9 protein-coding genes are annotated in these 25,769 nt (G+C 64.2%); 6 read left to right on the top strand and 3 right to left on the bottom strand.

Going from position 1 to position 25,769, the window contains the following annotated elements; all coding sequences use genetic code 11:
• Nucleotides 1–8 precede the first annotated feature (8 nt).
• The 6 genes from IB234_RS16780 to fhuF all read left to right on the top strand — a co-directional run bounded on the left by IB234_RS16780 (nucleotide 9) and on the right by fhuF (nucleotide 21,778).
• Nucleotides 9–10,802 carry a non-ribosomal peptide synthetase gene (locus IB234_RS16780; protein ID WP_192319937.1) on the top strand — a complete coding sequence of 3,598 codons (10,794 nt, stop codon included), beginning with the start codon at nucleotides 9–11 and terminating at the stop codon, nucleotides 10,800–10,802.
• Nucleotides 10,799–16,186, top strand: a complete 5,388-nt coding sequence (locus IB234_RS16785) for a non-ribosomal peptide synthetase (RefSeq protein ID WP_318652031.1) — start codon at nucleotides 10,799–10,801, stop codon at nucleotides 16,184–16,186. The genes IB234_RS16780 and IB234_RS16785 overlap by 4 nt, the downstream gene beginning before the upstream one ends.
• A gap of 118 nt (nucleotides 16,187–16,304) precedes the next feature.
• Nucleotides 16,305–18,464, top strand: a complete 2,160-nt coding sequence (locus tag IB234_RS16790) for a TonB-dependent siderophore receptor (RefSeq protein WP_225580637.1) — start codon at nucleotides 16,305–16,307, stop codon at nucleotides 18,462–18,464.
• The gene (locus IB234_RS16795; protein WP_192319939.1) at nucleotides 18,454–19,452 is read left to right on the top strand and encodes a GNAT family N-acetyltransferase; all 999 of its coding nucleotides are present in this window, start codon (nucleotides 18,454–18,456) and stop codon (nucleotides 19,450–19,452) included. The genes IB234_RS16790 and IB234_RS16795 overlap by 11 nt, the downstream gene beginning before the upstream one ends.
• 139 nt (nucleotides 19,453–19,591) lie before the next feature.
• Nucleotides 19,592–20,887: a lysine N(6)-hydroxylase/L-ornithine N(5)-oxygenase family protein gene (locus IB234_RS16800; protein WP_192319941.1), complete on the top strand. Its 1,296-nt coding sequence runs from the start codon at nucleotides 19,592–19,594 to the stop codon at nucleotides 20,885–20,887.
• A 141-nt stretch (nucleotides 20,888–21,028) separates the two neighbouring features.
• Nucleotides 21,029–21,778: a siderophore-iron reductase FhuF gene (gene fhuF / locus IB234_RS16805; RefSeq protein ID WP_192319943.1), complete on the top strand. Its 750-nt coding sequence runs from the start codon at nucleotides 21,029–21,031 to the stop codon at nucleotides 21,776–21,778.
• A 40-nt stretch (nucleotides 21,779–21,818) separates the two neighbouring features.
• Here the strand turns inward: fhuF and fhuB are convergent, their stop codons facing one another.
• Genes fhuB through IB234_RS16820 form a run of 3 tightly spaced genes read right to left on the bottom strand, consistent with a single transcriptional unit; the run spans nucleotide 21,819 to nucleotide 25,455 of the window.
• Nucleotides 21,819–23,834 (bottom strand): Fe(3+)-hydroxamate ABC transporter permease FhuB, encoded by a 2,016-nt coding sequence (gene fhuB, locus IB234_RS16810; protein WP_192319946.1) that lies wholly within the window; start codon nucleotides 23,832–23,834, stop codon nucleotides 21,819–21,821.
• On the bottom strand, nucleotides 23,831–24,670 hold the full coding sequence (locus IB234_RS16815; RefSeq protein ID WP_225580638.1) for an ABC transporter substrate-binding protein: 840 nt from the start codon (nucleotides 24,668–24,670) through the stop codon (nucleotides 23,831–23,833). Before IB234_RS16815 ends, fhuB begins: the two co-directional genes overlap by 4 nt.
• A gap of 17 nt (nucleotides 24,671–24,687) precedes the next feature.
• Complete coding sequence (locus tag IB234_RS16820) at nucleotides 24,688–25,455, bottom strand: ATP-binding cassette domain-containing protein (protein ID WP_192319950.1); 768 nt, start codon at nucleotides 25,453–25,455, stop codon at nucleotides 24,688–24,690.
• Nucleotides 25,456–25,769 lie beyond the last annotated feature (314 nt).

Consider the following 25,769-nt stretch of genomic DNA (forward strand, 5'->3'; position numbering starts at 1 on the left):
GTACTGTGATGAACGCGCAAGTCCTGTCGAACGTTGCCCTGGAATGGGCGCCGCTGTCCTTCGCCCAGCAGCGGCTGTGGTTCTTCAGCCGCCTGGAAAGCGGCAGCACCGCCTACAACATAGGCGGCGTGCTGCGTTTCGAAGGTCAGCTGGATATGGACAGCCTGCGCCATGGCCTGGATCAGGTGTATTCGCGCCATGCGGCTCTGCGCACCGTGTTCCGCGAGCATGACGGCCTGGCACAGCAGGCGGTGCTGCCGATCGGCTCGATGCCGCTGGAGATCATCGATCTGGACGGCGGCGCCGAGCAGGTCGAGGCCCTGGCCCGTGACTTCATCGAGGGCGACTATGACCTGACCCGTGGCCCGCTGGTGCGCTGCGCCCTGTATCGCCTGGGCGAGAACAGCCACGCTTTCGCCGTGGGCATGCACCACATCATCTCCGATGCCTGGTCGGTACGCGTGCTGGTGGAGGAGATGGCCGAGTTCTATCGTGCCCGCCTGCAGAACCGCCAGCCGTTCATGACCCCGCAGCCGGTGCAGTACAGCGAATACGCCGTCGGCCAGCGCGAATGGCTGGCCAGCGAGGCTGGTGTCGAGCAGATGACCTTCTGGCGCGAGCATCTGGGCAGCGAGCAACCGCCGCAGAGCCTGGCCCCGGACTACCCGCACAACGCCCAGGCCGCACGCCGCGCCGCTTATCGCACGCTACAGGTGGAGCCGACTCTGGTCGCCCGCCTCAGTGATCTGGCCAAGGCCAATGGCGCGACCCTGTTCACCGTGCTGCTGGCGGCTCTGCAGCTGCAGCTGGCGCGCCTGTCCGGCCAGCGCGAAGTGCGTATTGGTGTACCGGTGGCCGGTCGCGCCAAGGGTTACGAGCGCCTGGTCGGTTTCTTCGTCAACACCCTGGTACTCAAGGCCGAGCCGCGCCCCGAGCAGTCGGTGGCGGAGTGGCTGGAGCAGGCCCGTGCAGGCCTGAAATTGGCCCAGGCCAACCAGGAAATGCCTATCGAACGCCTGGTGGAAGAGCTGGCGCCGAGTCGTAGCCTGGGCCAGCAGCCGCTGTTCCAGGTGGCCTTCAACTATCGTCGCCAGCACCCGCTGGCGGCCAACTGGCTGCCGGGCATCGAGACCCGGCTGGCAGAACTGCCGTCCAGCCAGATTCCCTTCGACCTGGCCCTGGATGCCGTGCGCGACCGTGGCGACGAGTTGCTAATCAACTTCGCCTACGCCGCCGATCTGTTCACCGAAAACAGCATCGAACGCCTGATCGCCGGCTTCCTCGAAGTGCTCGACGGTTTCGCCAGTGCACCACAGGCACTGCTGGGCGAAGTAGCGCTGGTGACTGCATCTGAGCTGGCACAGTTGCGCGAGTGGAATACGCCACGGCAGGACTTTGATGCCTCGCGTTTGCTGCCCGAATTGATCGCCGAGCAGGCACGTCTGCGTCCAGACGCCATCGCCTTGGTGCATGGAGGCGAGCGCATTGCCTTCGCCGAGCTGGAGGCCCGCGCCAATCGCCTGGCCAATCTGCTGGTGGCCCACGGTGTGCAACCCGAGTCCCGCGTCGGCGTCTCGCTGGAACGTGGCAACGCCATGATCGTGGCCATGCTGGCGGTGCTGAAGTCGGGTGGTGCCTTCGTGCCGCTCGATCCGGATTACCCACTCGAGCGCCTCAGCTATATGGTCGAGGATTCGGGGCTGAAGTGGCTGATTACCTTGTCCGATCTAGCCGAGCGTCTACCGCTGGGCGAGGCCGTCGAGCCGCTATATCTGGACCAGCTGGATCTGTCGGCATTCGAAGCTTCGAAACCTGCAGTGCAGTTGCATCCGCTGAATCTGGCCTACCTGATCTACACCTCGGGTTCCACCGGCCAGCCGAAAGGCGTGGCGGTGAATCACCTTGGCCTGACCATGCATGCGCAGACCATCGGCCAGCGCTACGGCATGACTCCGGACGATGTGGAGCTGCACTTCGCCTCCATCAGCTTCGACGGCGCGCTGGAACGTTGGACAGTGCCGCTGGCTTTCGGCAGCCGTCTGGTCATACGCGACCAGGAACTGTGGAGTGCGGAGAAGACCTGCCAGGTGATCGCCGACGAAGGCGTGACCATCTCCTGCCTGCCGCCGAGCTATGCCCAGCAGTTGCTGGATTGGGTGGAGTCGCAGAACCTGAAACTGCCGGTACGTTCCTGGACCCTGGGTGGTGAAGCCTTTACCCGCGAGACCTACGAGCGCCTGCAGAAAGTGCTGCAGCCGCAACGCATCATCAACGGCTACGGCCCGACTGAAACTGTGGTGACCCCGCTGATCTGGGAAGCCTTCCCCGGTGATTCCTTTGAGGCTGCCTATGCGCCGATCGGCAACCCGGTCGGCCCACGCAGCCTCTACGTCCTTGATGCCGAGCTGAACCTGCTGCCCATCGGCGTGGCCGGCGAGCTGTATATCGGTGGCGAAGTGGGCCTGGCTCGTGGCTACTTCCAGCGTCCCGAGCTGACTGCCGAGCGCTTCCTGCCTGATCCATTCGGTGCTGCCGGCGAGCGTATGTACCGCACCGGCGACCTGGTGCGCTGGCGCGAAGACGGCACCCTGGACTATCTGGGTCGGGTCGACCATCAGGTGAAGATCCGCGGTTTCCGTATCGAGCTGGGTGAAATCGAGAGCCAGTTGCTGGCCCTCGATGGCGTGCAGGAAGCGGCGGTGATTGCCCGCGAGACACCGACTGGCAAGCAGCTGGTCGGCTATGTCGTGGCCAAAGACGGCACCGACACCATGCAGCTCAAGATCGAGCTGGCTAAGGTGCTGCCGGACTATATGGTTCCCGCGCAGATCATCGCTCTGGAAAAACTGCCGCTGACCCCGGCTGGCAAGCTGAATCGCGCCGCGCTACCGGAGCCGACCTGGCAGAGCCAGAGCTACGAAGCCCCGCAGACCGACAACGAACGCATTCTCGCCGCCATCTGGTCCGAAGTGCTTGGTGTTGAGCGAGTAGGACGCCAGGATCATTTCTTCGAACTGGGCGGCGATTCCATCGTCGCGCTGCAGGTGGTCAGCCGTGCTCGCCAGCAAGGTCTGGGCTTGACGCCCAAGGACCTGTTCCAGCAACAGACCCTGATGCAGCTGGCCGGCGTTGCCCGCAGCGTCGCCGCACCATTGGTCGACCAAGGCCCGGTAACTGGCGCAGCGCCGCTGCTGCCGATCCAGGCTCGCTTGCTGCAGCGCGAGGGCCTGGCGTCGTGCAACCAGTACCTGTTGCTTGAGTTGGCCGAGCCACTGCCAGTCGCTCAGCTGGAGCAGGCCCTGCAAGCCCTGGTTCAGCACCACGACGCCCTGCGCCTGCGCTTCGAGCAGCGCGATGGCCAGTGGCAGCAAGTACACGCCGCCGAAGCAGGCAGCCCTCTGCTGCAACAGGTCGAACTGGCCGCCGGCGAAAACCCGCAGCCGCACTATGACGCCATCCAGCGCAGTATCGACCCGGCCATCAACGCGCACCTGCGTGGCCTCTACCTAACCCAGCCTGGTCAGGCCGATCGCCTGCTGCTGTCCATCCATCACCTGGTGGTCGATGGCGTGTCCTGGCGCGTGCTGCTGGAAGATCTGCAGCGCGCCTGCCTGCAGTTGGCCAGCGGCCTGCCGGTACAGCTGCCAAGCAAGACCAGCGCCTTCAAGACCTGGGGCGAGCGCCTGGCCGGTTGGAACGTGGATGCACAACTGCCGTACTGGCAGGCCCAGCAGGCCGCCGGTGGCGAACTGCCGCTGCTGAGCAGCGATGTCGGTAGCGAGGGCACTCGCCAGCGCCTGGAGCTGAGCCTGGATGCCGGCTTTACCCGCGACCTGCTGCAGGCCGGCCAGCAGGCCTATCGCCTGCGTGCCGACGAACTGCTGCTGACCGCCCTCAGCCGCGTGCTGTGCAGCTGGAGCGAGCAGCCAACGCTGACCGTGCACCTGGAAAGCCACGGCCGCGCGCCGCTGTTCGACGATATCGACCTGTCGCGCAGCGTCGGCTGGTTCACCAGTCTCTACCCCGTGCGCCTGCAACCCGAAGCCGAGCTGGCCGCCAGCCTCAAGGCGATCAAGGAGCAATTGCGCGCCGTGCCCGACCTGGGCCTCGGCTACGGTCTGCTACGCCAGCGTGAACAGCTGGACGAGCGCGCGCCGCAACTGCTGTTCAACTACCTCGGCCAGTTCGACGAGGGCGGCAATGGCCTGCGTCTGCGCGAAGGCGGCCTGTGGCGCGAAGCCGATGCGCCACTGGACGCACCGCTGGTGATCAACGCCGAGCAGCGTGGCGGCGCCCTGCATCTGCATCTGGACTTCAACCCGCAGCAACTGGCACGACCGACCCTGGAAGGTCTGCTGGCCCGCCTGCAGGACGAACTGCAGGCCATCGCCCAGCATTGCCAGAAAGCTCCGGCCAGCCTGACCCCCAGCGATGTACCGCTGGCCGGCTTGAGCCAGGCCGAGCTGGATGCGCTGTCCGGCGTGGAGGACATCCACCCGCTGTCGCCGCTGCAGCAGGGCCTGCTGTTCCACAGCCAGCTGGAAGGCGCCGGCAGCTACGTCAGCCAGTTGCTGCTGCCGTTCACCGGCCTCGACCCGGCTCGTCTGCAGAACGCCTGGCGCCAGGTGCTGGCGCGTCATGGCGTGCTACGTAGCCGTTTCCTGCTGGGCGAACGCCCGCTGCAACTGGTGCAGGCCGACGTCGAGCTGGACTGGCAGGATCTCGACTGGCGCGGTGTCGCCGATTTTGATGCGCAGCTGCAGGCTTTCTGCAGCGCCGAGCGCGAGCGCGGCTTTGCCCTCGATCAGGCGCCGCTGCTGCGCCTGGCGCTGATCCAGCGCGGCGCCGGCGACTTCGTGCTGGCCTGGACCCTGCACCACCTGCTGCTGGACGGCTGGAGCAACGGCCTGCTGTTCGCCGAAGTGCTCGCCCTGTACCACGGCGATCGCCTGCCGGCGCCGAGCAGCCAGTTCCGTGATTACATCAGTTGGCTCGACGGCCAGGATGCGGAGGCCGAGCAAGCCTTCTGGCGCGAACAGCTGGCCCCGCTGGACGGTGCTACCCGCATCGCTGGTTGCCTGCCATGCCGCGCACCGGAGCAGGGCCATGCCCGCCATCCGTTGCCGCTGGACGCTGCCAGCGAACAACAGATTCGTGGCTTCGCCCAGCGCCACGGCTTGACCCTCAACACCCTGGTGCAGGCCGCCTGGGCCTTGCTGCTGGCGCGCCTGACCGGCAAGCGCAGCCTGTGCTTCGGCGCCACCGTGGCCGGTCGTCCGACCGAGCTGACCGGCAGCGAGCAGATGCTCGGCCTGTTTATCAACAGCTTGCCGGTGGCGATCCAGCTGCCGGCCGAGCAGCCATTGGGCGACTGGCTGGCCGCGCTGCAGGTGCAGAACCTGCAGCTGCGCGAGCATGAGCACAGCCCGCTGCACGATATCCAACGCTGGGTCGGCAGCGCTGGCGAGGCGCTGTTCGACAGCCTGCTGGTGTTCGAGAACTACCCGCTGGGCGATGCGCTCAAGCAGGCCGAGCGCGGCGAGCTGCGCCTGGGCATGCCGCAGAGCCATGAGTTCACCCATTACCCGATGACCCTGGCCGTGCTGCCGGGCAACCGCCTGGAGCTGTTGCTGGCCTATGATCGCGCGCACTTCGATACCAACGGCATCGCCCAGGTCGAAGCACTGCTGCGTCAGGCCCTGCAGCTGGTGTGCGGCGATCCGGCCCAGCCACTGGGCGGTCTGGCGCTGGTTGGCGAGGCCGAGCAGTTCTTGCTGGGCGAGTGGAACAAACCACGGCAGAGCTTCGATGCCGGCCGCTTGTTACCCGAGCTGATCGCCGAGCAGGCGCGCCTGCATCCGGATGCCATCGCCCTGGTGCATGGCGCCGAGCGCATCAGCTTTGCTGAGCTGGAAGCCCGCGCCAATCGCCTGGCCAATCTGCTGGTGACCCACGGCGTGCAGCCCGAGTCGCGCGTTGGCGTCTCGCTGGAACGTGGCAACGCGATGATCGTGGCCATGCTGGCGGTGCTGAAGTCGGGTGGCGCCTTTGTCCCGCTCGATCCGGATTATCCGCGCGAACGTCTGAGCTACATGGTCGAAGACTCGGGGCTGAAGTGGTTGATCACCAGCTCCGATCTGGCCGAGCGCCTGTCGCTGGGCGAGGGAGTCGAACCGCTGTATCTGGATCAGCTCGATCTGTTCGCTTTCGAGGTCTCGGTGCCTGCCGTGCAGCTGCATCCGCTGAATCTGGCCTACCTGATCTACACCTCCGGCTCCACCGGCCAGCCGAAAGGCGTGGCGGTGAACCACCTTGGCCTGACCATGCATGTGCAGACCATCGGCCAGCGCTACGGCATGACCACCGACGATGTCGAGCTGCACTTTGCCTCGATCAGCTTCGACGGCGCCCTGGAGCGCTGGACCGTGCCGCTGGCCTTCGGCAGCCGCCTGGTGATTCGCGACCAGGAGCTGTGGAGCGCAGAGCAGACCTGCCAGGTGATCGCCGATGAAGGCGTGACCATCTCCTGCCTGCCGCCGAGCTATGCCCAGCAATTGCTGGACTGGGTCGAGTCGCAGAACCTCAAGCTACCTGTCAGATCGTGGACTCTGGGTGGCGAAGCCTTTACCCGCGAGACCTACGAGCGTCTGCAAAAGGTGTTGGAGCCCCAGCGCATCATCAACGGTTATGGCCCGACCGAGACGGTGGTGACTCCGCTGATCTGGGAAGCCTATCCGGGCGACTCTTTCGAAGCCGCCTATGCCCCCATCGGCAATCCGGTAGGGCCGCGCAGTCTGTATGTGCTGGATGCCGAGTTGAACCTGCTACCCATCGGCGTGGCCGGCGAGCTGTATATCGGTGGCGAAATCGGCCTGGCCCGCGGCTACTTCCAGCGCCCGGAGCTGACTGCCGAGCGCTTCCTGCCCGATCCGTTTGGTGCAGCCGGCGAGCGCATGTACCGCACCGGTGATCTGGTGCGCTGGCGTGAAGACGGCACCCTGGATTATCTCGGTCGCGTCGACCATCAAGTGAAGATTCGCGGCTTCCGTATCGAACTGGGTGAGATCGAAAGCCAGTTGCTGGCCCTGGATGGTGTGCAGGAAGCGGCAGTGATCGCCCGCGAGACGCCAACCGGCAAACAGCTGGTCGGTTATGTGGTTGCTCGTGACAACACCGATACCGATACCAATGCCCTGCGCAGCGAGCTGGCCAAGGTGCTGCCGGACTATATGGTTCCCGCGCAGATCATCGCCCTGGAAAAACTGCCGCTGACCCCGGCTGGCAAACTGGATCGCGCCGCACTGCCGGAGCCAACCTGGCAGAGCCAGAGCTATGAGGCGCCGCAAACCGACAACGAACGTATCCTCGCCGCCATCTGGGCTGAAGTCCTCGGAGTGGAGCGAGTAGGGCGCCAGGATCATTTCTTCGAACTGGGCGGCGACTCCATCGTCGCGCTCAAGGTAGTCAGCCGCATTCGCCAGCAAGGCCTGCAGCTGCCGCTCAAGGCGCTGTTCGAGCAGAGCCGCCTGGCAGACTGCGCGGCCGCATTGCAGCGCGAGAGCCTGGATGCCCCCAAGCTGCGCGCCTTGCCGCGTGGCGGCGACCTGCCGTTGTCCCATGCCCAGCAGCGCCTGTGGTTCCTCAACCGCCTCGACCCGAACAACGGCGCCTACCATATGCCGGCCGGTCTCGACCTGCAGGGCCGCTTGGATCGCCAGGCGCTGCAGGCCGCCTTCGACCAGTTGGAAGCACGTCACGAGGCGCTGCGTACCCGTTTCGTCGAGGTCAACGGCGAAACACGCCAGCGCATCCTGCCGGCCCAGGGTCAGCGTATCGACTGGCTCGACCTGCGTGAGCTGGCTGCCAACGAACGTGAAGCCGAGGCCCGTGATTACGCACAGAAACTGCTCAAACGGCCGTTTAACCTGGCCAGCGAACCGTTGCTGCGGGTTGCCGTGCTGCGCCTGGGCGACCAGGAATACCGCCTGCTGCTGATCCAGCACCACATCGTCTCCGATGGCTGGTCGATGCAGCGCTTTATCGGCGAGTTCTCTGCCGCCTATGCGGCCTTCGCTGAGGGCCGCACTGCACAGTTCACCGCATTGCCGCTGCAATACGCCGACTATGCCCAGTGGCAGCGCGACTGGCTGAAGTCCAGCGAAGCCACGCGCCAGTTGGATTACTGGAAGGCGCGACTGGGCGAGCACCAGCCATTGCTGGAACTGCCTACCGATCACCCGCGCCCGGCCCATGGCGCGCGCCAGGGCATGCGCTGGCGTTTCGAGCTGAGCGACGCTCTCACCGCGCAACTACGCGCCCTGGCTCAGCGCGAGGGCAGCACCTTGTTCAGCCTGCTGCTGAGCGCCTGGCAGAGCCTGCTGCACCGTTACAGTGGTCAGGAAGACATCCGCGTCGGCGTACCGGTGGCCGGTCGCAGCCTGGCGGAAATGGATGGTGTGCTCGGCTGCTTTATCAACACCTTGGTGCTGCGCGGCGAGCCGAGCGGGCTTAAGCCGTTCCGCGAGCTGCTCGGCGAACTGGCTGCAGCCAGCCGCGATGCTCTGGCTAATCAAGAGCTGCCGTTCGACCAACTGGTGGAAGCGCTGCAACCGAGCCGCAGCCTGAGTCATCACCCGCTGTTCCAGGTAGCGTTCAACCACCAGCAGGTGGATTTCAGCGCCCTCGGCAACCTGCCGGGTCTGCGCGTACAACCGCATGATCCGGGCGCCGCTGGCGCGCAGTTCGACCTGGCGCTGGACACCGAAGAAGCCGCCGACGGCAGCCTGAGCGGCTTCGTCAGCTACGCCGCCGAGCTGTTCGAGGCGCGTACCATCGCTCGCCTGGCGCGGCATTTCGTGCGCCTGCTGGAAGGCATCTGCGCCGATCCGACTCAGCCCATCGGTCTGCTGCCGCTGCTGGAAGAGGACGAACAGGCGCAGCTCGCCAGCTGGAACGACACCAGCAAGGACTACGGCCCGCTGGTCAACCTCAGCCAGCGCATCGCCGAACAATCCATGCGCACGCCACAGGCGCCTGCCCTGGTGTTCGGCGAGCAGGTGCTCAATTACGTAGAGCTGGAGCAGCGCATCAACCAACTGGCCAACCGCCTGCACCGTCTCGGCGTGCAGCGCGGCAGCCTGGTCGGCATCAGCCTGGAGCGTTCGCTGGAGCTGGTGATCGGCCTGCACGCCATCGTCCGTGCCGGTGGCGCCTATGTACCGCTCGATCCGGAGTACCCGCTGGAACGCTTGGCCTATCTGCTGGAGGACTCCGGCGTCGAACTGCTGCTGTCGCACAGCCTGCTGGTCGAGCGCCTGCCGTTGCCGGCCGGCCTCAAGGTGCTGAGCCTGGATTGCGAGGACTGCGGTGGCGAAAGCACCATCGCCCCCGACGTGCCCCTGCAGGCCGACGACCTGGCTTATGTCATCTACACCTCCGGCTCCACTGGCAAGCCCAAAGGCGCCGGCAACAGCCATCTGGCCCTGGCCAACCGCATCCTGTGGATGCAGGAGGCCTACCAACTGGGTGCCGGCGACGTGGTTTTGCAGAAGACCCCGTTCAGCTTCGACGTGTCGGTGTGGGAGTTCTTCTGGCCGCTGATAACCGGCGCCTGCCTGGCCGTGGCTGCACCGGGCGACCATCGCGACCCGCAGAAGCTGGTGGAGCTGATCCAGCGCCACAAGGTCAGCACGCTGCACTTTGTGCCGTCGATGCTGCAGGCCTTCCTGCTGCATCCGGATGTGGAACAGTGCCAGAGTCTGACCCGCGTCATCTGTAGTGGTGAGGCACTGCCGGCGGAGCTGCAGGTGCGCACCTTCCAGCGCCTGCCGGGTGCCTCCCTGTACAACCTGTACGGCCCGACCGAGGCGGCAATCGACGTCAGCCACTGGACCTGTGTGGAGGAGGGCCGTCACGCCGTGCCAATCGGCCGGCCTATCGCCAACCTGCGCCTGCATATCCTCGATGCCCAGCTCAACCCGGTGCCGCAGGGCGTGCCCGGTGAGCTGTATATCGCCGGCATTGGTCTGGCGCGCGGCTACCACCGCCGTCCGGAACTGACCGCCGAGCGCTTCCTGCCCGACCCGTACGGCCCGGCCGGCTCGCGCATGTACCGCACCGGTGACCTGGTGCGCTGGCGCGCCGACGGCGCCATCGACTATCTGGGGCGTATCGACCATCAGGTGAAGATCCGTGGCTTCCGCGTCGAACTGGGTGAGATCGAAGCCCAGCTCAGCGCCCAGCCGGGCGTTACCGAGGCGGTGGTGGTGGCCCGCGACAGCCAGATCGGCAAGCAGCTGGTGGGTTATCTGGTGGCCGATCCGCTGCCGGTGGATGAATCCACCTGGCTGGCCGGGATCAAGGCCGCGCTGAAGAGCGAGCTGCCTGAGCATATGGTGCCGTCGATCCTGATGCGCCTCGACCGTATGCCGCTGTCACCCAACGGCAAGCTGGAACGCCGCGCACTGCCCGAACCGATGTGGCAGGCGCGCAGCTATCGCGCGCCACAGTCAGAGCTGGAAATCGCCTTGGCCGGTATCTGGCAGGAGGTGCTGGAAGTGGCCCAGGTCGGCCTCGACGACAACTTCTTCGAGCTAGGCGGCCACTCGCTGCTGGCCACCCAGGCCGTGGCGCTGCTGCGCCAACGCCTGTACTTGGAGTTGCCGCTGAGGGCCTTCTTCGAGGCGCAAGACCTGGCCGCCCTGGCCGCATCCCTTGACGGCCTGGCTCCGGCCGCCGCCGAGGAAGAAGACCAAGATCTGCGCGACATGGCTGCGCTGCTCGACGAACTGGAGGCCCTGTGACCGCGCCCATCGACAAGGCCGCCCTGGCGCGCCGTTTCCTTGCCCTCGGCGCCCCCGAGCAGAAGCGTTTTCTCGAACTGCTGGCGGGCAAGGGCATCCGCTTCGACCGCCTGCCACTGGTGCCTGCACCGCGTGGCGAACATCTGGTCGCCTCGCATGCCCAGCAGCGTTTGTGGCTGGTAGCGCAGATGGAACCGGACAGCAGCGCTTACCACATGGTCGGCGCCTTCTCCCTGGAGGGCGAGCTGGATCGCGGTGCGCTGCTGGCGGCGCTGGAACTGATAGTTGGGCGCCACGAGGCGCTGCGTACGCGCTTCTACGAGCACGACGGCCAGCTGTGCCAGCACATCGACCCGGCGGGGCCGCTGGCCCTCGACGAGCAGGATGTACAAGACCGACCGGAGGCGGTGCAGGCTCTGGCCGATGCCCATGCGGCGCGCGCTTTCGATCTGGTCGAAGGGCCGCTGCTGCGCGTGCAGTTGCTGCGCCTGGCCGGGAACCAGTGGCGCCTGCAGATCGTTTGCCACCACATCGTCTCCGATGGCTGGTCGATCGGTGTGTTCGCCGAGGAGCTGGGCCGTGCCTATGCCGCCCTGCGTCTGGGCCAGCAACCGCAGCTCGACGAACTGGCGATCCAGTACCCGGACTATGCCCAGTGGCAACGCGCCTGGCTGGCCGCCGGCGAACGCGAGCGGCAGCTGGATTATTGGCGTGAGCGCCTGGGCGACGAGCAGCCGGTGCTGGCCTTGCCCTACAAGCTGGATGCCTCCGGCCAGCGCCACGCCCAGCGCCAGGCCATCGAGGTGCCGCAGGCCCTGGCCGAACGCCTGCGCCAACTGGCCCAGGGCGAGGGCGCGACCCTGTTCATGTTGCTGCTGGCGTCCTTCCAGCTGCTGCTGGCCCGTTACAGCAACCAGCGCGATATCCGCGTCGGCGTGCCGGTAGCCAACCGTCAACGCGCCGAGACGGCGCCGCTGGTGGGCTTCTTCGTCAACACCCAGGTGCTGCGCGCCGAGATCAGCGCGGACATGAGTTTCCGCCAGTTGCTGGCCGACGTACGCCGCCACGCCCTGGATGCCCAGGATCAGCAGGATCTGCCGTTCGACCAGTTGGTGGAGGCCCTGGCCCCAGAACGCAGCCTGGGCCAGACGCCACTGTTCCAGGTGCTGTTCAACCACCAGAAACGCGATCTCGGCGCCTTGCAGCTGCCGGGCCTGAGCTTGCAACCACTGGCCCAGGGCGTGCCGCATGCGCTGTTCGACCTGGCGCTGGACAGCCACGAAGACAGCAGCGGCCGCCTGCACCTGACCCTGACCTGGGCCCGCGAGCGCCTCGACAATGCGCAGATGCAGCAGATGACTGCCCATTTGCTGGGCCTGCTGGAGCAGGTCAGCGCCATGCCGGATCAGCCCCTGGTGCGCCTGCAATTGCTGGATGCCGGCGACCAGACGCGCCTGGCCGAGTGGAACACGCCACGACAGGGCTTCGATGCTGCGAGTTTGTTGCCGGAGCTGATCGCCGAGCAGGCGCGCCTGCGCCCCGAAGCCATCGCCCTGGTGCATGGCGAGGAACGCATTTCGCTCTCTGAACTGGAAGCTCGCGCCAATCGCCTGGCCAATCTGCTGGTGGCCCACGGCGTGCAGCCAGAGTCACGTGTCGGCGTCTCACTGGAGCGTGGCAGCGCGATGATTGTGGCCATGCTGGCGGTGCTGAAGTCCGGCGGTGCCTTCGTGCCGCTGGACCCAGACTACCCGCGCGAGCGTTTGTCTTACATGGTCGAGGACTCGGGGCTGAAGTGGCTGATCACTTCGTCCGACTTGGCCGAGCGGCTACCGCTGTCTTCAGCCGTTGAGCCGCTGTATCTGGATCAGCTGGGCCTGTCCGCTTTCGAGGCCTCGACTCCAGCCATCCAGCTGCATCCGCTCAATCTGGCCTACCTGATCTACACCTCCGGCTCCACCGGCCAGCCCAAGGGCGTGGCGGTGAACCATCTCGGCCTGACCATGCATGTACAGACCATCGGCCAGCGCTATGGCATGACGCCGGACGATGTAGAACTGCACTTCGCCTCGATCAGTTTCGATGGCGCCCTGGAACGCTGGACGGTGCCGCTGGCCTTCGGCAGCCGCCTGGTGATCCGCGATCAGGAGCTGTGGAGCGCCGAGAAGACCTGTCAGGTAATCGCCGATGAAGGCGTGACCATCTCCTGTCTGCCGCCGAGCTACGCCCAGCAGCTGCTGGATTGGGTCGAGTCGCAGAACCTCAAGCTGCCTGTCAGGTCATGGACCCTGGGTGGCGAAGCCTTTACCCGCGAGACCTACGAACGGCTGCAGAAAGTCCTGCAACCGCAACGCATCATCAACGGCTACGGCCCGACCGAGACGGTAGTTACGCCGCTGATCTGGGAAGCCTATCCGGGTGACTCCTTCGAAGCCGCCTATGCGCCCATCGGCAATCCGGTTGGTCCGCGCAGCTTGTATGTGCTGGATGCCGAGCTGAACCTGCTGCCCATCGGCGTCGCCGGCGAACTGTATATCGGCGGCGAAGTGGGCCTGGCCCGTGGCTACTTCCAGCGCCCGGAACTGACCGCCGAACGCTTCCTGCCCGATCCGTTTGGCGCTGCTGGCGAGCGTATGTACCGCACCGGCGACCTGGTGCGCTGGCGCGAAGAGGGCACCCTGGATTACCTCGGCCGCGTCGACCATCAGGTGAAAATCCGTGGCTTCCGGATCGAACTTGGTGAAATTGAAAGCCAGTTGCTGGCCCTGGAAGGCGTGCAGGAAGCGGCGGTGATCGCCCGTGAGACGCCGACCGGCAAGCAGCTGGTGGGTTATGTGGTCGCTCGCAATAACACCGACGCCAATGCCTTGCGCAGCGAACTGGCCAAGGTGCTGCCGGACTATATGGTGCCGGCGCAGATTATCGCCCTGGAAAAACTGCCGCTGACTCCGGCCGGCAAGCTGGATCGTGCCGCGCTGCCCGAACCGACGTGGCAGAGCCAGTCCTACGAAGCGCCACAGACCGACAACGAACGCATCCTCGCCGCCATCTGGGCCGAAGTGCTCGGAGTGGAGCGGGTAGGGCGCCAGGACCATTTCTTCGAACTGGGCGGCGACTCCATCGTCGCGCTGCAGGTGGTCAGCCGTATCCGCCAGCAAGGGCTGCAGCTGGCACCGCGCGAGCTGTTCCAGTTCCCGCGCCTGGCCGAACTGGCCAAGGTTGCGCGGCTGGCCGGAGCGGAGGAAGCGCAAGAGCCGGTAACCGGCGAGCTGGCGCTGACGCCGATCCAGGCGCATTTCTTCGCCATGGGCCAGGCCCAGCCGGCACACTGGAACCAGGCGTTGAACCTGGAACTGCTGCGCTCGCTCGATCCGCAATTGCTGGAGCAGGCCCTGCAGGCCCTGGTCGCCCATCACGACGGCCTGCGTTTGCGCTTCAGCGAGGAGCAGGGCTACTGGCGGCAACACTATGCCGAAGTGGACGTCGAGCAACCGTTGCTGTGGCTGCGCGAAGCCGGCAGTGATGCCGAGGCCGAGCAGCTTTACCAGCAGGCCCAGCAGAGCCTCGACCTGGCCAACGGCCCGCTGCTGCGGGCGCTCTACCTCAAACAGTCCGGCCAACCCGAGCGATTGCTGCTGGCGGTACACCACCTGGTGGTGGACGGCGTGTCCTGGCGCATCCTGCTGGAAGACATTCTCGCTGCTTATCGCCAACTGGAAGCCGGGCAAACGCCGCGTCTGCAGAGCAAAACGGTGTCCTACAAGGCCTGGAGCGAAGCGTTGCAGGGCTGGGCAGGCAGCGAAGCTGCACAGGTCGAACTGGATGCCTGGTGCAGCCGCCTGAGCGGTTCGGCCCTGGCCTTGCCGCGTGAGCTGGATGGAGCCACCGTCACCCACGGCGACAAGCGCGAAGTGCGCCTGGCCCTGGATGCCGCCGATACCAAGCGCCTGCTGCAGGCGCCGGCGCAGCTCGGCGTGCGCATCGACGCCTTGCTGCTTACCGCGCTGACCCGCGCCCTGTGCCGCTGGAGCGGCCAGCCGGGCCTGCGGATCAACCTCGAAGGTCACGGCCGCGAGGCACTGGCCGGCGAGCTGGACCTGTCGCGCACGGTCGGTTGGTTCACCAGCTTGTATCCGCTGCAGTTGCCACACGTCATCGACGTGAGCGAGCACCTGCAGCAGGTTCAGCAACGCTTGCAGCAGATCGAGCACGGCAGTCAGGGCTACGGCGTGTTGCGTTGGCTGGGCTCTGCTGAAGCACAGACCGCCTTGGCTGACCTGCCGAGTGCGGAAGTCACCTTCAACTACCTAGGCCAATACCAGGCCGGCGCAGCGGCGGATTGGTTCCGCCCGGCCGGCGGCGGTGGCGCGGCAGTGGCCGCGGACAATCCGCTGGCCAGCCGTCTGGGGGTCAATGGCCAGGTATTCGACGGCCTGCTTCAGTTGTCCTGGGAATACGCGGCCACGCAGTACAGTGCGGCGACCATCGAGCGCCTGGCCGCGAGCTATCGCCAGGAATTGCTGGCCTTGCTGGAACTGGCCCGCGGCCAGAGCGTGCAGGGCCCATCGCCCTTGCTGCGCCTGACCCGCCAGGCTGCCGCTGCGGCACCGGTGTTCTGTCCGCATCCGGTCACTGGTCGGGTCACCGGTTACCAGCCGCTGGCCGCACGCCTGGACGGCGTGCGCGACGTGTTCGGCCTGCAATGCCGCAGCTTCCTCGATCCGGCCTGGCGCGATGCCTCGCTGGGCGAGATGGCCGATGCCTACCTGGACGCGCTGCTCAAGCAGCAGTCACAGGGGCCGTACCGCCTGGTTGGCTGGTCACTGGGCGGCAGCCTGGCCCTGGAGCTGGCTGCACGCCTGGAGGCCCGTGGCCATGAAGTGGCCTTCCTCGGACTTCTCGATTGCTATGTGCCGGGCACCGAGATCGCTGGCGATGACGCCCGCCATCCGCAGGCCCGCGCCAAGCTAGGCGAACACCTGCAACTGCTGGCTCCGGAACTGCCTGCCAAAGCCTGGGACAGCCTGTTCGAACGCCTACTGCAACTGGAGCCGCTGGAATGGCCGCAAGCCTGCAGCGCCTGGTTCGCCGGTCAGCCGCTGGACGGCATGACCCGCCAGAGCCTGGAAGAACTGCTGTTCGCCTGGTCCGTGGAGCAGCACATGCGTCGTCTATGTGCTGGTTACGCACTGCCTAAGGTCAAGGTGCGCCTGCATTGCTGGTGGGCGGCACAGCCGACAGGGCGTGCGCAGTTGCTTGAAGGTGGTCTGGAGCAGGTGCAGGGCAGGGCGGCCAGCCATCGCTTGGTCGACACCGATCATCAGAGCATCGTGCGCCATCCGCAGGTACTGCAGGATCTGGCGGCCGTGCTGGGTAACGAATAACGGAGATGGCTGGAGAAACTGCCATCCGGTTACTAAATTTCGTTCGGCCTCGTGCGTCTAGTAGAGGCAAGACATATAAATGCGAATTCTTCTAATTTGATTTTGCTGGGGAGCCCTGATGGATCAGTCGAAATGCCAGGCCAAAGTGCCATTCACGCGTGCCCGTCTTCCGCTAGCCATGGCCTGCGCGCTGAGTGCGTTCAGCATGGGGCTGCATGCCGAAGACCAGGCCGTTCAGCTTGAGGCAATCAACATCAGTGGCGAACTGGATAGCCCGGTCGGCGAAGATCAGGGATATGTGGCCAAAAACAGTCGAAGCGCCACCAAGATCAACACACCGCTGAGAGAGACTCCGCGCTCGATATCGGTAGTAACCCAAGCGCAGATGGATGATCGCAACGTCCAGACCATTAGCGAGGCACTGCGCTACTCCGGTGGCGTGCAGGCCGGCTTCTATGGTGAGGACAACAAGCAGGACTGGTTCATCATCCGTGGCTTCAAGCAGGCCAACAACGGCCTGTTCATGGATGGCTCGCGCATCTACTCCAGCGCTTTCTACAGCTGGCAGATCGACCCCTACATGCTCGAACGCATAGAAGTACTCAAGGGCGCGGCCTCCGTTCTTTATGGCCAGACCCCGCCAGGTGGCCTGATCAACCTGCAGAGCAAGCGCCCAACCGCCGACAGCAAGAACGAGATCGGTATCCAGTACGGCAGCTTCGACCGCAAACAGATCAATCTGGACGTAGGCGGCAAACTGGATGAGGAAGGCGACCTGCTGTATCGCTTGGTGGCACTGAGCCGCGACACCGGCACTCAGGTCGATGATGTGGACGCCGCGCGTATCCTGCTTGCCCCCTCCATGACCATCAATTTCAGTGAGGACACCTCCCTGACCCTGCTGGCCAGCATGCAGAAGGACCGATCCGATCCTCAGCTGCAGTTCCTGCCCTCCAGCGGCACCATCACCCACAATCCGAACGGTGACATCGATACCGATACCGCCGTTGGCGACCCCAGCTACGAGACTTTCGATCGCGACCAGTACACCCTGGGCTACGAGCTGAACCATCGCATCAGCGATAACTGGGACTTCCAGCAGAACCTGCGCTATGGCCACATGGACCTGGAGCTGCGTCAGCTGTTCTTCTACGGCAACATCACCGATCGGGTGATCAATCGCGGTCTGACCTACAACGACGGCAAGGCCGACAACCTGTCGGTAGATAACCGTCTGCTCGGTAACTGGTTCGGTGATCGCTGGGAGAACACTCTGCTGCTTGGCGTCGACTACCAGCAGTTGAAGATCAAGGACCGCAGTCCCAACGGCTACCCGAACTTCCCGGTCATTCCGCCACTGGACATCTACAACCCGGTTTACCACCAGCCGATCGGTGATTTCGCCCTGCAAGACAAGGACACCCGCGCCGACCAGATGGGTTACTACATTCAGGAGCAGCTCAAATACGACAACTGGGTGTTCCTGCTTGGTGGCCGCTACGACAAGTCGCGAACCGACTTCGACAACCAGACTACCGGCGTCGGTCATGACGTGCGTGACGAGGATTTCACCTGGAGCGGCGGCATCGCCTATGTGTTCGACAACGGCCTGACTCCCTACATCAGCTATTCCGAGTTCTTCCTGCCGATTACCGACCTGAACGCCGTCACCGGCGATCCGTTCGAGCCCGAGAAGGGAGACCAGAAGGAGATCGGCATCAAGTACCAGCCGCCGGGCATGGACGCTATGTTCACCGCAGCCCTATTCGAGCTGACTCAGGAGAATGTCAGGAAGAACCTGGCCACCCCGACCGGCAGCGTGCCGACCCAGCTGGGAGAAGTACGCAGTCGTGGTATCGAGTTGGAAGCGCAGGCCAATGTCACCGAAAACGTCAGCCTGATCGCCAGCTACACCAAGCTCGATCCGGAAACCACCAAGACCACCCGTCAGGCAGAGAAGGGCAAGACGCCAGCCAACATCGCCGATGAGATGGCATCGCTCTGGGCCAACTACCAGTTCCACGGTGGAGTCCTCGACGGCCTGGCCTTTGGCGCAGGCGTACGACACACCAGCTCCAGCTACGGCGATAACACCGAAACCCTGGAAGTGCCGTCCTACACGCTGCTGGATGCGATGGTCAGCTACCGGATCCAGGACATCCGCCTGCAACTCAACGCGAATAACCTGACCGACAAAGAGTACGTCACCGCCTGTGACTACTACTGCTGGTACGGCAACCGCCGCAACGTCATCGCCAGTGTGAGTTATGACTTCTAAATCCCTCGAAAGCCTGCCGCTGCCTTCGGGACAGCGGCTCGTCGCCCGCGACGATGGTGCCAGCCTGGCCCTCCACTTGAACGAGCGCGCGCTACTGCGCGCTCACCGAAGGGGTGAGGTATTGGTCCCCCATGAGCTGGAGCTCAAGGATCAGGCCGTGGCCCTCTGGCTGCTGGCCTACTGGTGTTTCGCCAGCGACCCGCAGCTGCAGCAGCAGCGAGTCCAGCTGGAAGAGGTCGATCCGGCCCTGCTGGCCAATGGGCAGCTGGTCGGCACCGGCGAGAGCCTGCGCATGGACCGTTCGCTATTCTGGCAATTGCCGGGGACGTTCCTTCGTGGCCTCAGTAGCGCCGATTACCCACAACAGATGGTGATGCACGCAACCGGGCGCCGCCATCCGCGTCGTGCACCGAAACCGTCAGGTGAGGTTTACCGGCGCTTCGATGCCAATCTGGGTGCCTGGATATCCCTGCGCACGCTGGATATCGACGACGACCTTGCGCGCTTCAACCGCTGGCAGAACAGCGCCCGCGTGGCCGCGTTCTGGCAGGAGGAGGGCGACCTGTCCAAGCATCGCCAGTACCTCGAAGAGCTGGCTGCGGACCCGCGCGTGCTGACACTGATCGGCTGTTTCGACGATGAGCCGTTCGCCTACTACGAGGCTTACTGGGCCAAGGAAGATCGCATCGCACCGTTCTACGACGTAGGTGATTACGACCGGGGCATCCATATGCTGGTGGGGGAGGAAAGCCATCGCGGCCCGCACAAGGTTGCCAGCTGGCTCAGTGCGCTGACCCACTACCTGTTCCTCGACGATCCGCGTACCCAGCGGGTGGTCGCCGAACCTCGCGCCGACAACGCCAAGATGATTGGCCACATGCAGGCGCAGGGTTATCACAAGGCCAAGGAATTCGATTTCCCGCACAAGCGCGCGGCACTCATGGTGCAGTCCCGCGAGGTGTTCTTCGAGCGCTGCTGCTTGGCATAGCAGTACGGCTCCCACGAGCCGCAGAACAAAAGAGCCGCGCCCGAGCGCGGCCGTGAACTGATGAGGTTGGGCGAGGCGAGTGCCTCCATAGGCTGACTCGGCCTTCAAATAAACCATCCGCAGAGGATCGGGGCCTGACATGAGCATAGAAACGCTGGAATACGATGTAATCGGCCTGGGCTTCGGCCCCGCCAACCTGGCCATTGCGGTGGCCCTGGACGAGGATCGCAGAGTGCGTGAGCACGGCCTGCGCTACTGCTTCCTGGAGAAGAAGCCGGCCTTTGCCTGGCACGGCGGCATGCTGCTGGACGACAGCCGCATGCAGATTTCCTTCCTCAAGGACCTGGCAACGCTGCGCAACCCGGCCAGCCCCTATACCTTCGTCAACTATCTGCACCAGAAGCGTCGGCTGGAAGCGTTCATCAATATCAGCACCTTCACGCCGTCGCGTCTTGAATACAACGACTACCTGACCTGGGCCGCGAGCCACTTCACTGATCGCGTGCACTACGGTGAGGAAGTCATTGGCGTCGAGCCGGTGCTCGATGGTGGTGAGGTGACCCGGGTCAAAGTGATCTCGCGACTGGCCGATGGCCGTACCCGTGCACGCATCACCCGCAACCTGGTGGTCAGCATCGGTGGTGAGCCGGTGATACCTGACGCATTCCGTCCGCTGCGCGGCGACGAGCGCGTGATCCATTCCTCCAACTACCTTGAGTGCATCCATGGCTGCGCCGAGCCCAAGCGGATCGCCGTGATTGGTTCTGGGCAGAGTGCTGCGGAGATCTTCAGCGATCTGTGTGGCCGCTTCCCAACCTCGGAGGTGAGCATGGTGATGCGCAGCCAGGCTCTGCGCCCGGCTGACGATAGCCCATTCATCAACGAGATCTTCGATCCGGCCTATACCGATGTTGTCTACGGACAGGCTCCGGAAGAGCGCGAGGCCTTCATTCAGGCTAATGCCCAGACCAACTATTCGGTGGTCAACCTGGACCTGATCGAGAGCATTTACCACCGCCTGTATCTACAGAAAGTGACAGGGCATGCCCCGCACAATCTGTTGCCTCAGCGCAGCATCGAGGCAGTGCAGCCCGGTGCCGAAGGTATTCGACTGACGCTACAGGGGCCGGAGGGGCGAGAGGATCGCCTGTTCGATGCCGTGGTATTGGCCACCGGCTACCGTCGCGATGGTTACAAGCGCTTGTTAGAAGGTTTGCAACAGCACCTCGGTGATGGTGTGGAACGCGATTATCGTCTGTGCTGTGAACCGCAGATGAGCGCCGGTATCTATCTGCAGGGCTGCTGTGAGGCCAGCCATGGTTTGAGCGATACGCTATTGTCGGTATTGGCAGTCCGTTCCCAGGAAGTCGTCGATGCCCTGATGGATGATCGCCGACATCGGCAGACTGCTGGAGTTGCCAGCGCATGTGCGTGAGAACCTGTTTGCGATCTCCTGGCCAGGTGAAATGGGGCGAGGGCGCGGAGTCTACATACCGTAAATGAGCAGCCCTACGTCAATGCTGTATCGCCGACGACCAAGAGATCACAGACCGGTTCAGAGCCGAGGAATAGGGCGATGATTCCGGCCATCGCCCCGCTGTTCCAAGGGCCTTTCGCGCACTACCGCGACGTCCTCACACTTATCGATGACCCACGCCCGGCACTGTCCGGGCGTGAGTTCGTTAGCCCTGAGCGTCTTGAAGAGCAAATGCTGCGCTTCGGTCCCGAGCATGCCGAGGGGGATCGGCGTGCGCTGATGTCGCTGTGGTCCAAGTACTACTTCCTGCGCCTGATTCCACCGGTGCTGGCTGCAGGGTTGATCCTCAACTGGCGTCTACCACTGGATTTCGAGGAGATCCAGGTGGTGGTCGGCGCCGACGGATTGCCCGAGGCCTTCAAGCTGCCGCACGCCGGCGAACGCTGGAGTGCGCCACCGGTCAATGGCTTCGAGCGTTTCGCCGGGCTGCTGGACGACAACCTGCTGCCTTTCATTGATGGCCTGCGTGCCCATCGCAAGATTGCAGCACGGGTGTTGTGGAGCAACGCCGGCAATTATTTCGAGTGGTTCATGTCGACGCTAGGCGGCTTGCCGTTTCCCAAGCCGATGCTGGCGCAGGGTTTCGAGGTGCTGGAGTCCAGGCTGCGACCGGATGGAGCACGCAACCCACTCTTCGAGCCGGTGCAGTATGTGGCGCAGGGAGAGGGCTGCGCGCCCTGGCGCCAGCGCAAGCTGTGTTGCATCCGCAATGAGCTGGGTATGGACATGTGCGACAACTGTCCCTTGCTGGAAGAACCGCCAGCCGAAGGCACTGCGGTACTCGACTGATCAGCTGAGCCCGTGCGGTGCATGCTCAGCGCCATCCTCTCTAGCGTCTGTAAAGACAGAGCATGAAATAGGCGCCGCCCAGCAAAGATGCCAGCAGCCCTGCCGGTAGCTGCGCAGGAAACAGCAGTGTGCGTCCGAGCCAGTCCGCCAACACCATGATCAATGCGCCCAGCAGTGCTGCACCCAGCATCTGCGGCACTGCCCGGGCCAGTCCTAGCAGGCGGGCGAGGTGCGGCGCCAGCAGGCCGATGAAGCTCAGCGGTCCGACAATCAATGTGGCGCCTGCGGTCAGCAATGAAGCCAGCATCAGCAACACGAAACGGCTGCGCCCCAGTGGCACGCCCAGCGCTCGTGGCGTGCCTTCGCCCAGCGGCAGCAGCTCTAGCCAGCGGCCGAATGGCAGGGCTATCAGCAGCAACAGCACGCTGCAGCACAAGACCCAGACGGCCATCTGCGGGCTGACGAAATAGGTCGAACCGGACATCCAGCTGAGCAGGTTCTGCCCACGCGGGTCGCCACCGGCCAACAGGATCACCTGCAGGGCGTCGAACAATGCGGTGATGCTGATGCCGATCAGCAATACCCGCTCGGGCGCGAATCCGGAGCGCCGCGACAATCCGAGCAGCAGAAGCAGCGTCAGGCCGGCGCCGAGACCGCCCAGAGCCAGCTGGGCAAGGGGCCCCGAATAAGGCAGCAGGAAGAGGAGGGCGATCAGGCCCAGGGCAGCCCCCGCACTGATGCCAAGCACTTCGGGGCTGGACATCGGGTTGCCGGTCAGGCGCTGGATCATGCAGCCGGCCAAGGCCAGCATGCAGCCAGCAGCAGCTGCAGCCATCACTCGCGGCCAGCGCCAGTCGAGCAGACTGGTGTCGCCGAGAGCCCATTGCCAACCTTCCAGACCTCGTCCCAATCCCAGCCCGATCAGTAGGGCTAGCGCCAGTAAGACCGCGAGAGGCAGTAGTCGTCGGATGGGGAGGGGGTGGCGCATGAAATGGTGGGCATCGCCGCTCTGCGGTTGCCCTCCACTCAGGCGCAGCCGAGGCAGCAACCAGAGCAGCAACGGCGCACCAAGCAGGGCAGTGGCCGCGCCTGTCGGCACCAGTTCGGCGAGGTTGCCAGCCAGACGCTGGATGCCCAAGTCGGTGACGCATAGCAGCAGAGCACCGAGCAGCGGCGCCCAGCGCAAGCGCTGGGAGAAGGTACGCCCACCGAGGATCCGCACCAACGCTGGTGCGGCGAGGCCGATGAAACCGATCACACCCACACTGCTGACCACACAGGCCGCCAGGTACACGGCGATCGTCAGGGTGACGATGCGCAGGAAGCGCAACGGAACACCCAGGCTCTTCACACCACTGTCATCCAGTTCCAGCAGCGCCAGAGGACGCAACAGTGGCAACAGAATCAACATGCCGACAGCCAGGCGCGGCAGCAGGAACTCGACTCCAGCCCAGCTATTCTGGCTGAGCGAGCCGGAGCCCCAGATGAAGACCGCATTCAGGTCCTGCTGCTGAATCAGCATCAAGGTGACATTCAGAGCGCTGAGATAGAGGGTGACGACCAATCCGGCCAGGATCAGCGTCAGGGGTGCCAAGCCACGTCGCCAAGCCAGGGCGAACACCATCAGAGACGCCAATCCACCACCTGCCAGCGCCACCCACTCACGACCGTACTCCAAGGTCCAGGGCGCCCAGAGAGTGGCGATCAGCAAGCCGAACTGTGCGCCGCTGGATACACCCAGCGTCGTAGGCGACGCCAGAGGGTTGCGCAAAACCTGCTGCATCAGCGTTCCGGCCAGCGCCAACACTGCACCGCAGAGCAGGCTCATGGCCAGACGCGGCAACCAGCTAAAGTGCAGAATCATCTGCTGCATGTCGCCATCCGCAGGGTTGGCCAGCGCTTGCAGCCACTGCGCACTCGGTAGCCGGCGGCCCAGATCGCTGAAGACCAGACCCAGGGCGAGCACAAACAGCAGGCTGCATAGCCAGACCGGATGACCGGAGAAGCTCCAGCGAGCCCTCGTAGGCAGTGGCCCTTCGGCCAGCAGGTTGCTCATGGCGCGCGCTCCGGCACGAATTGCGCGTCCAGCAGGTTGGCAAAGCGCTCGGCGGCCATCAAACCGTTGAAGCTCCAGACCGGTGGAAGAGGGTACAGACGCTGCTCCTGCACGGCGGGCAGGCGTTGCCACAACGCGCTGCCCGCCAACCCGCTCTCGGTGCCTGGCGGCATGGGCTCCAGATAGAGCAGGGCAGCACTGGGCTCTTCGGCAAGGCGCTCGATGCCTTGCTGACTGAAGCCCCAGTAGTTGGTTGGTCCTGTCCAGGCATTGCGCAGGCCAACGCGATCCAGCACACCCTGGTAGATACTTTGCTTGCCGAACAGGCGGACATGACGCTGGTCGAGGAAGGTCATCACATAGAAAGGTGGCAGCAATTGCGGAGCCAGACGTTGCTTGACCCGAACCATATTGGCATCGATACGAGCGATCATGGCTTCGCCTTCGGGCTGGCGGTCGAGCAATTTCGCCAGTTCCCGGGTTACACGTTGAGCGCCGACATAGGCTTCTGCCTCCGGCGTATAGATGGCCAGCATATGCACCGGTGCTACACGCTCCAGCTGCGGCCGGCTGGCTGCGAACTGTGGCGTGATAAGGATCATGTCCGGCTTCAGCTGGCTCAACAGCTCGAGATTGGGTTCTACACGCAGGCCGAGGTCGACGACTTCAGCCGGTAACTCGGGGGCCTGTACCCAGCGCCGGTAACCTTCGGTCTGGGCCACGGCAATCGGCGTAATACCTAGGCCCAGTAAAGTCTCAGTCAGTCCCCAGTCGATCACTGCGATCCGCGGTTGATGCGGTGCGGCCTGAGCCAGGCCCGACAGGATAATCAGCATGCAAAGCAGCCTGCGCATCAGACCACCACGGCAATCGGTTGTTGGCCACGCGGATGGCTAAGCACCTGCATCGGCAGGCCATAGATGGCTTCAAGATTGCTATCGGTCATCAGTTCGGCCGGACTGCCATCCAGTAGTAGACGTCCACTGTGCAGCGCAATGAGGCGGTCGCAGTAGCGGCTGGCCATATTGATGTCGTGAAGCACCACGATAACGCTCAGGCCCAGTTGCTGGCTGAGGCGGTGCACAAGGCCCAGCACATCGACCTGGTGGGCGATGTCGAGTGCCGAAGTTGGTTCGTCGAGCAGTAGATAGCGACTGTTCTGTGCCAATAGCATGGCCAGCCAAACGCGCTGGCGTTCGCCGCCGGACAGGCTGTCGACCATGCGCTCGGCAAAGCGCAGCGTATCGGTCAGCTCCATGGCTTCCTGTACCTTGGCATGATCATCGGTACCGAACCGACCGAGCAAACCGTGCCAGGGATAACGACCGAAACCGACCAGCTCGCTAGCCGTCAGGCTGTCGGCGGTTGGCAGTTGCTGCGGCAGATAGGCCACCTGGCGTGCGAAGTCGCGGTCTTTCCAGTCAGCCAATGGTTTGTCATCCAGAAGGACACAACCAGTGCTGGCGGGTTGCTGGCGAGCCAGCATTTTCAGCAGCGTCGATTTCCCGGAGCCATTGTGGCCAATAAGGCCAACCATCTGGCCCTGGGGAATGTCGAGCGACAACGGATGCAGGAGCGTGCGCTCCGGCAAACTGAAGCTGACCGCATCGAGTCGGAACATGGACAATCCTTTGGCTAGCCGAGCGTGCGTAAAGGCGGCGACTGTAGCCAAAATGATAATCCCTGGCAAACGCGAAGGCTTCGCGCAGATGTAGATGCGATACGCACAAGCGCATCATACATAACTTCGCATAATGTATATTATGTTAAATAACATATTAATCTGCATGCCGGTAATTGCTTAATCACCTCGCTCCTTTTCTTCATGCTCGATAACCCAATCACAATCGCTCTGGCTGATCACCTGGTAAATCGAAATAGCTCGGACCATCAGACAATGAGCCAAGCCTCGAATGCAGGTTTCACCACGCTACG

Source organism: Pseudomonas sp. PDM16, from assembly GCF_014851865.1.
In the GTDB taxonomy this organism is placed as follows: Bacteria; Pseudomonadota; Gammaproteobacteria; order Pseudomonadales; family Pseudomonadaceae; genus Aquipseudomonas.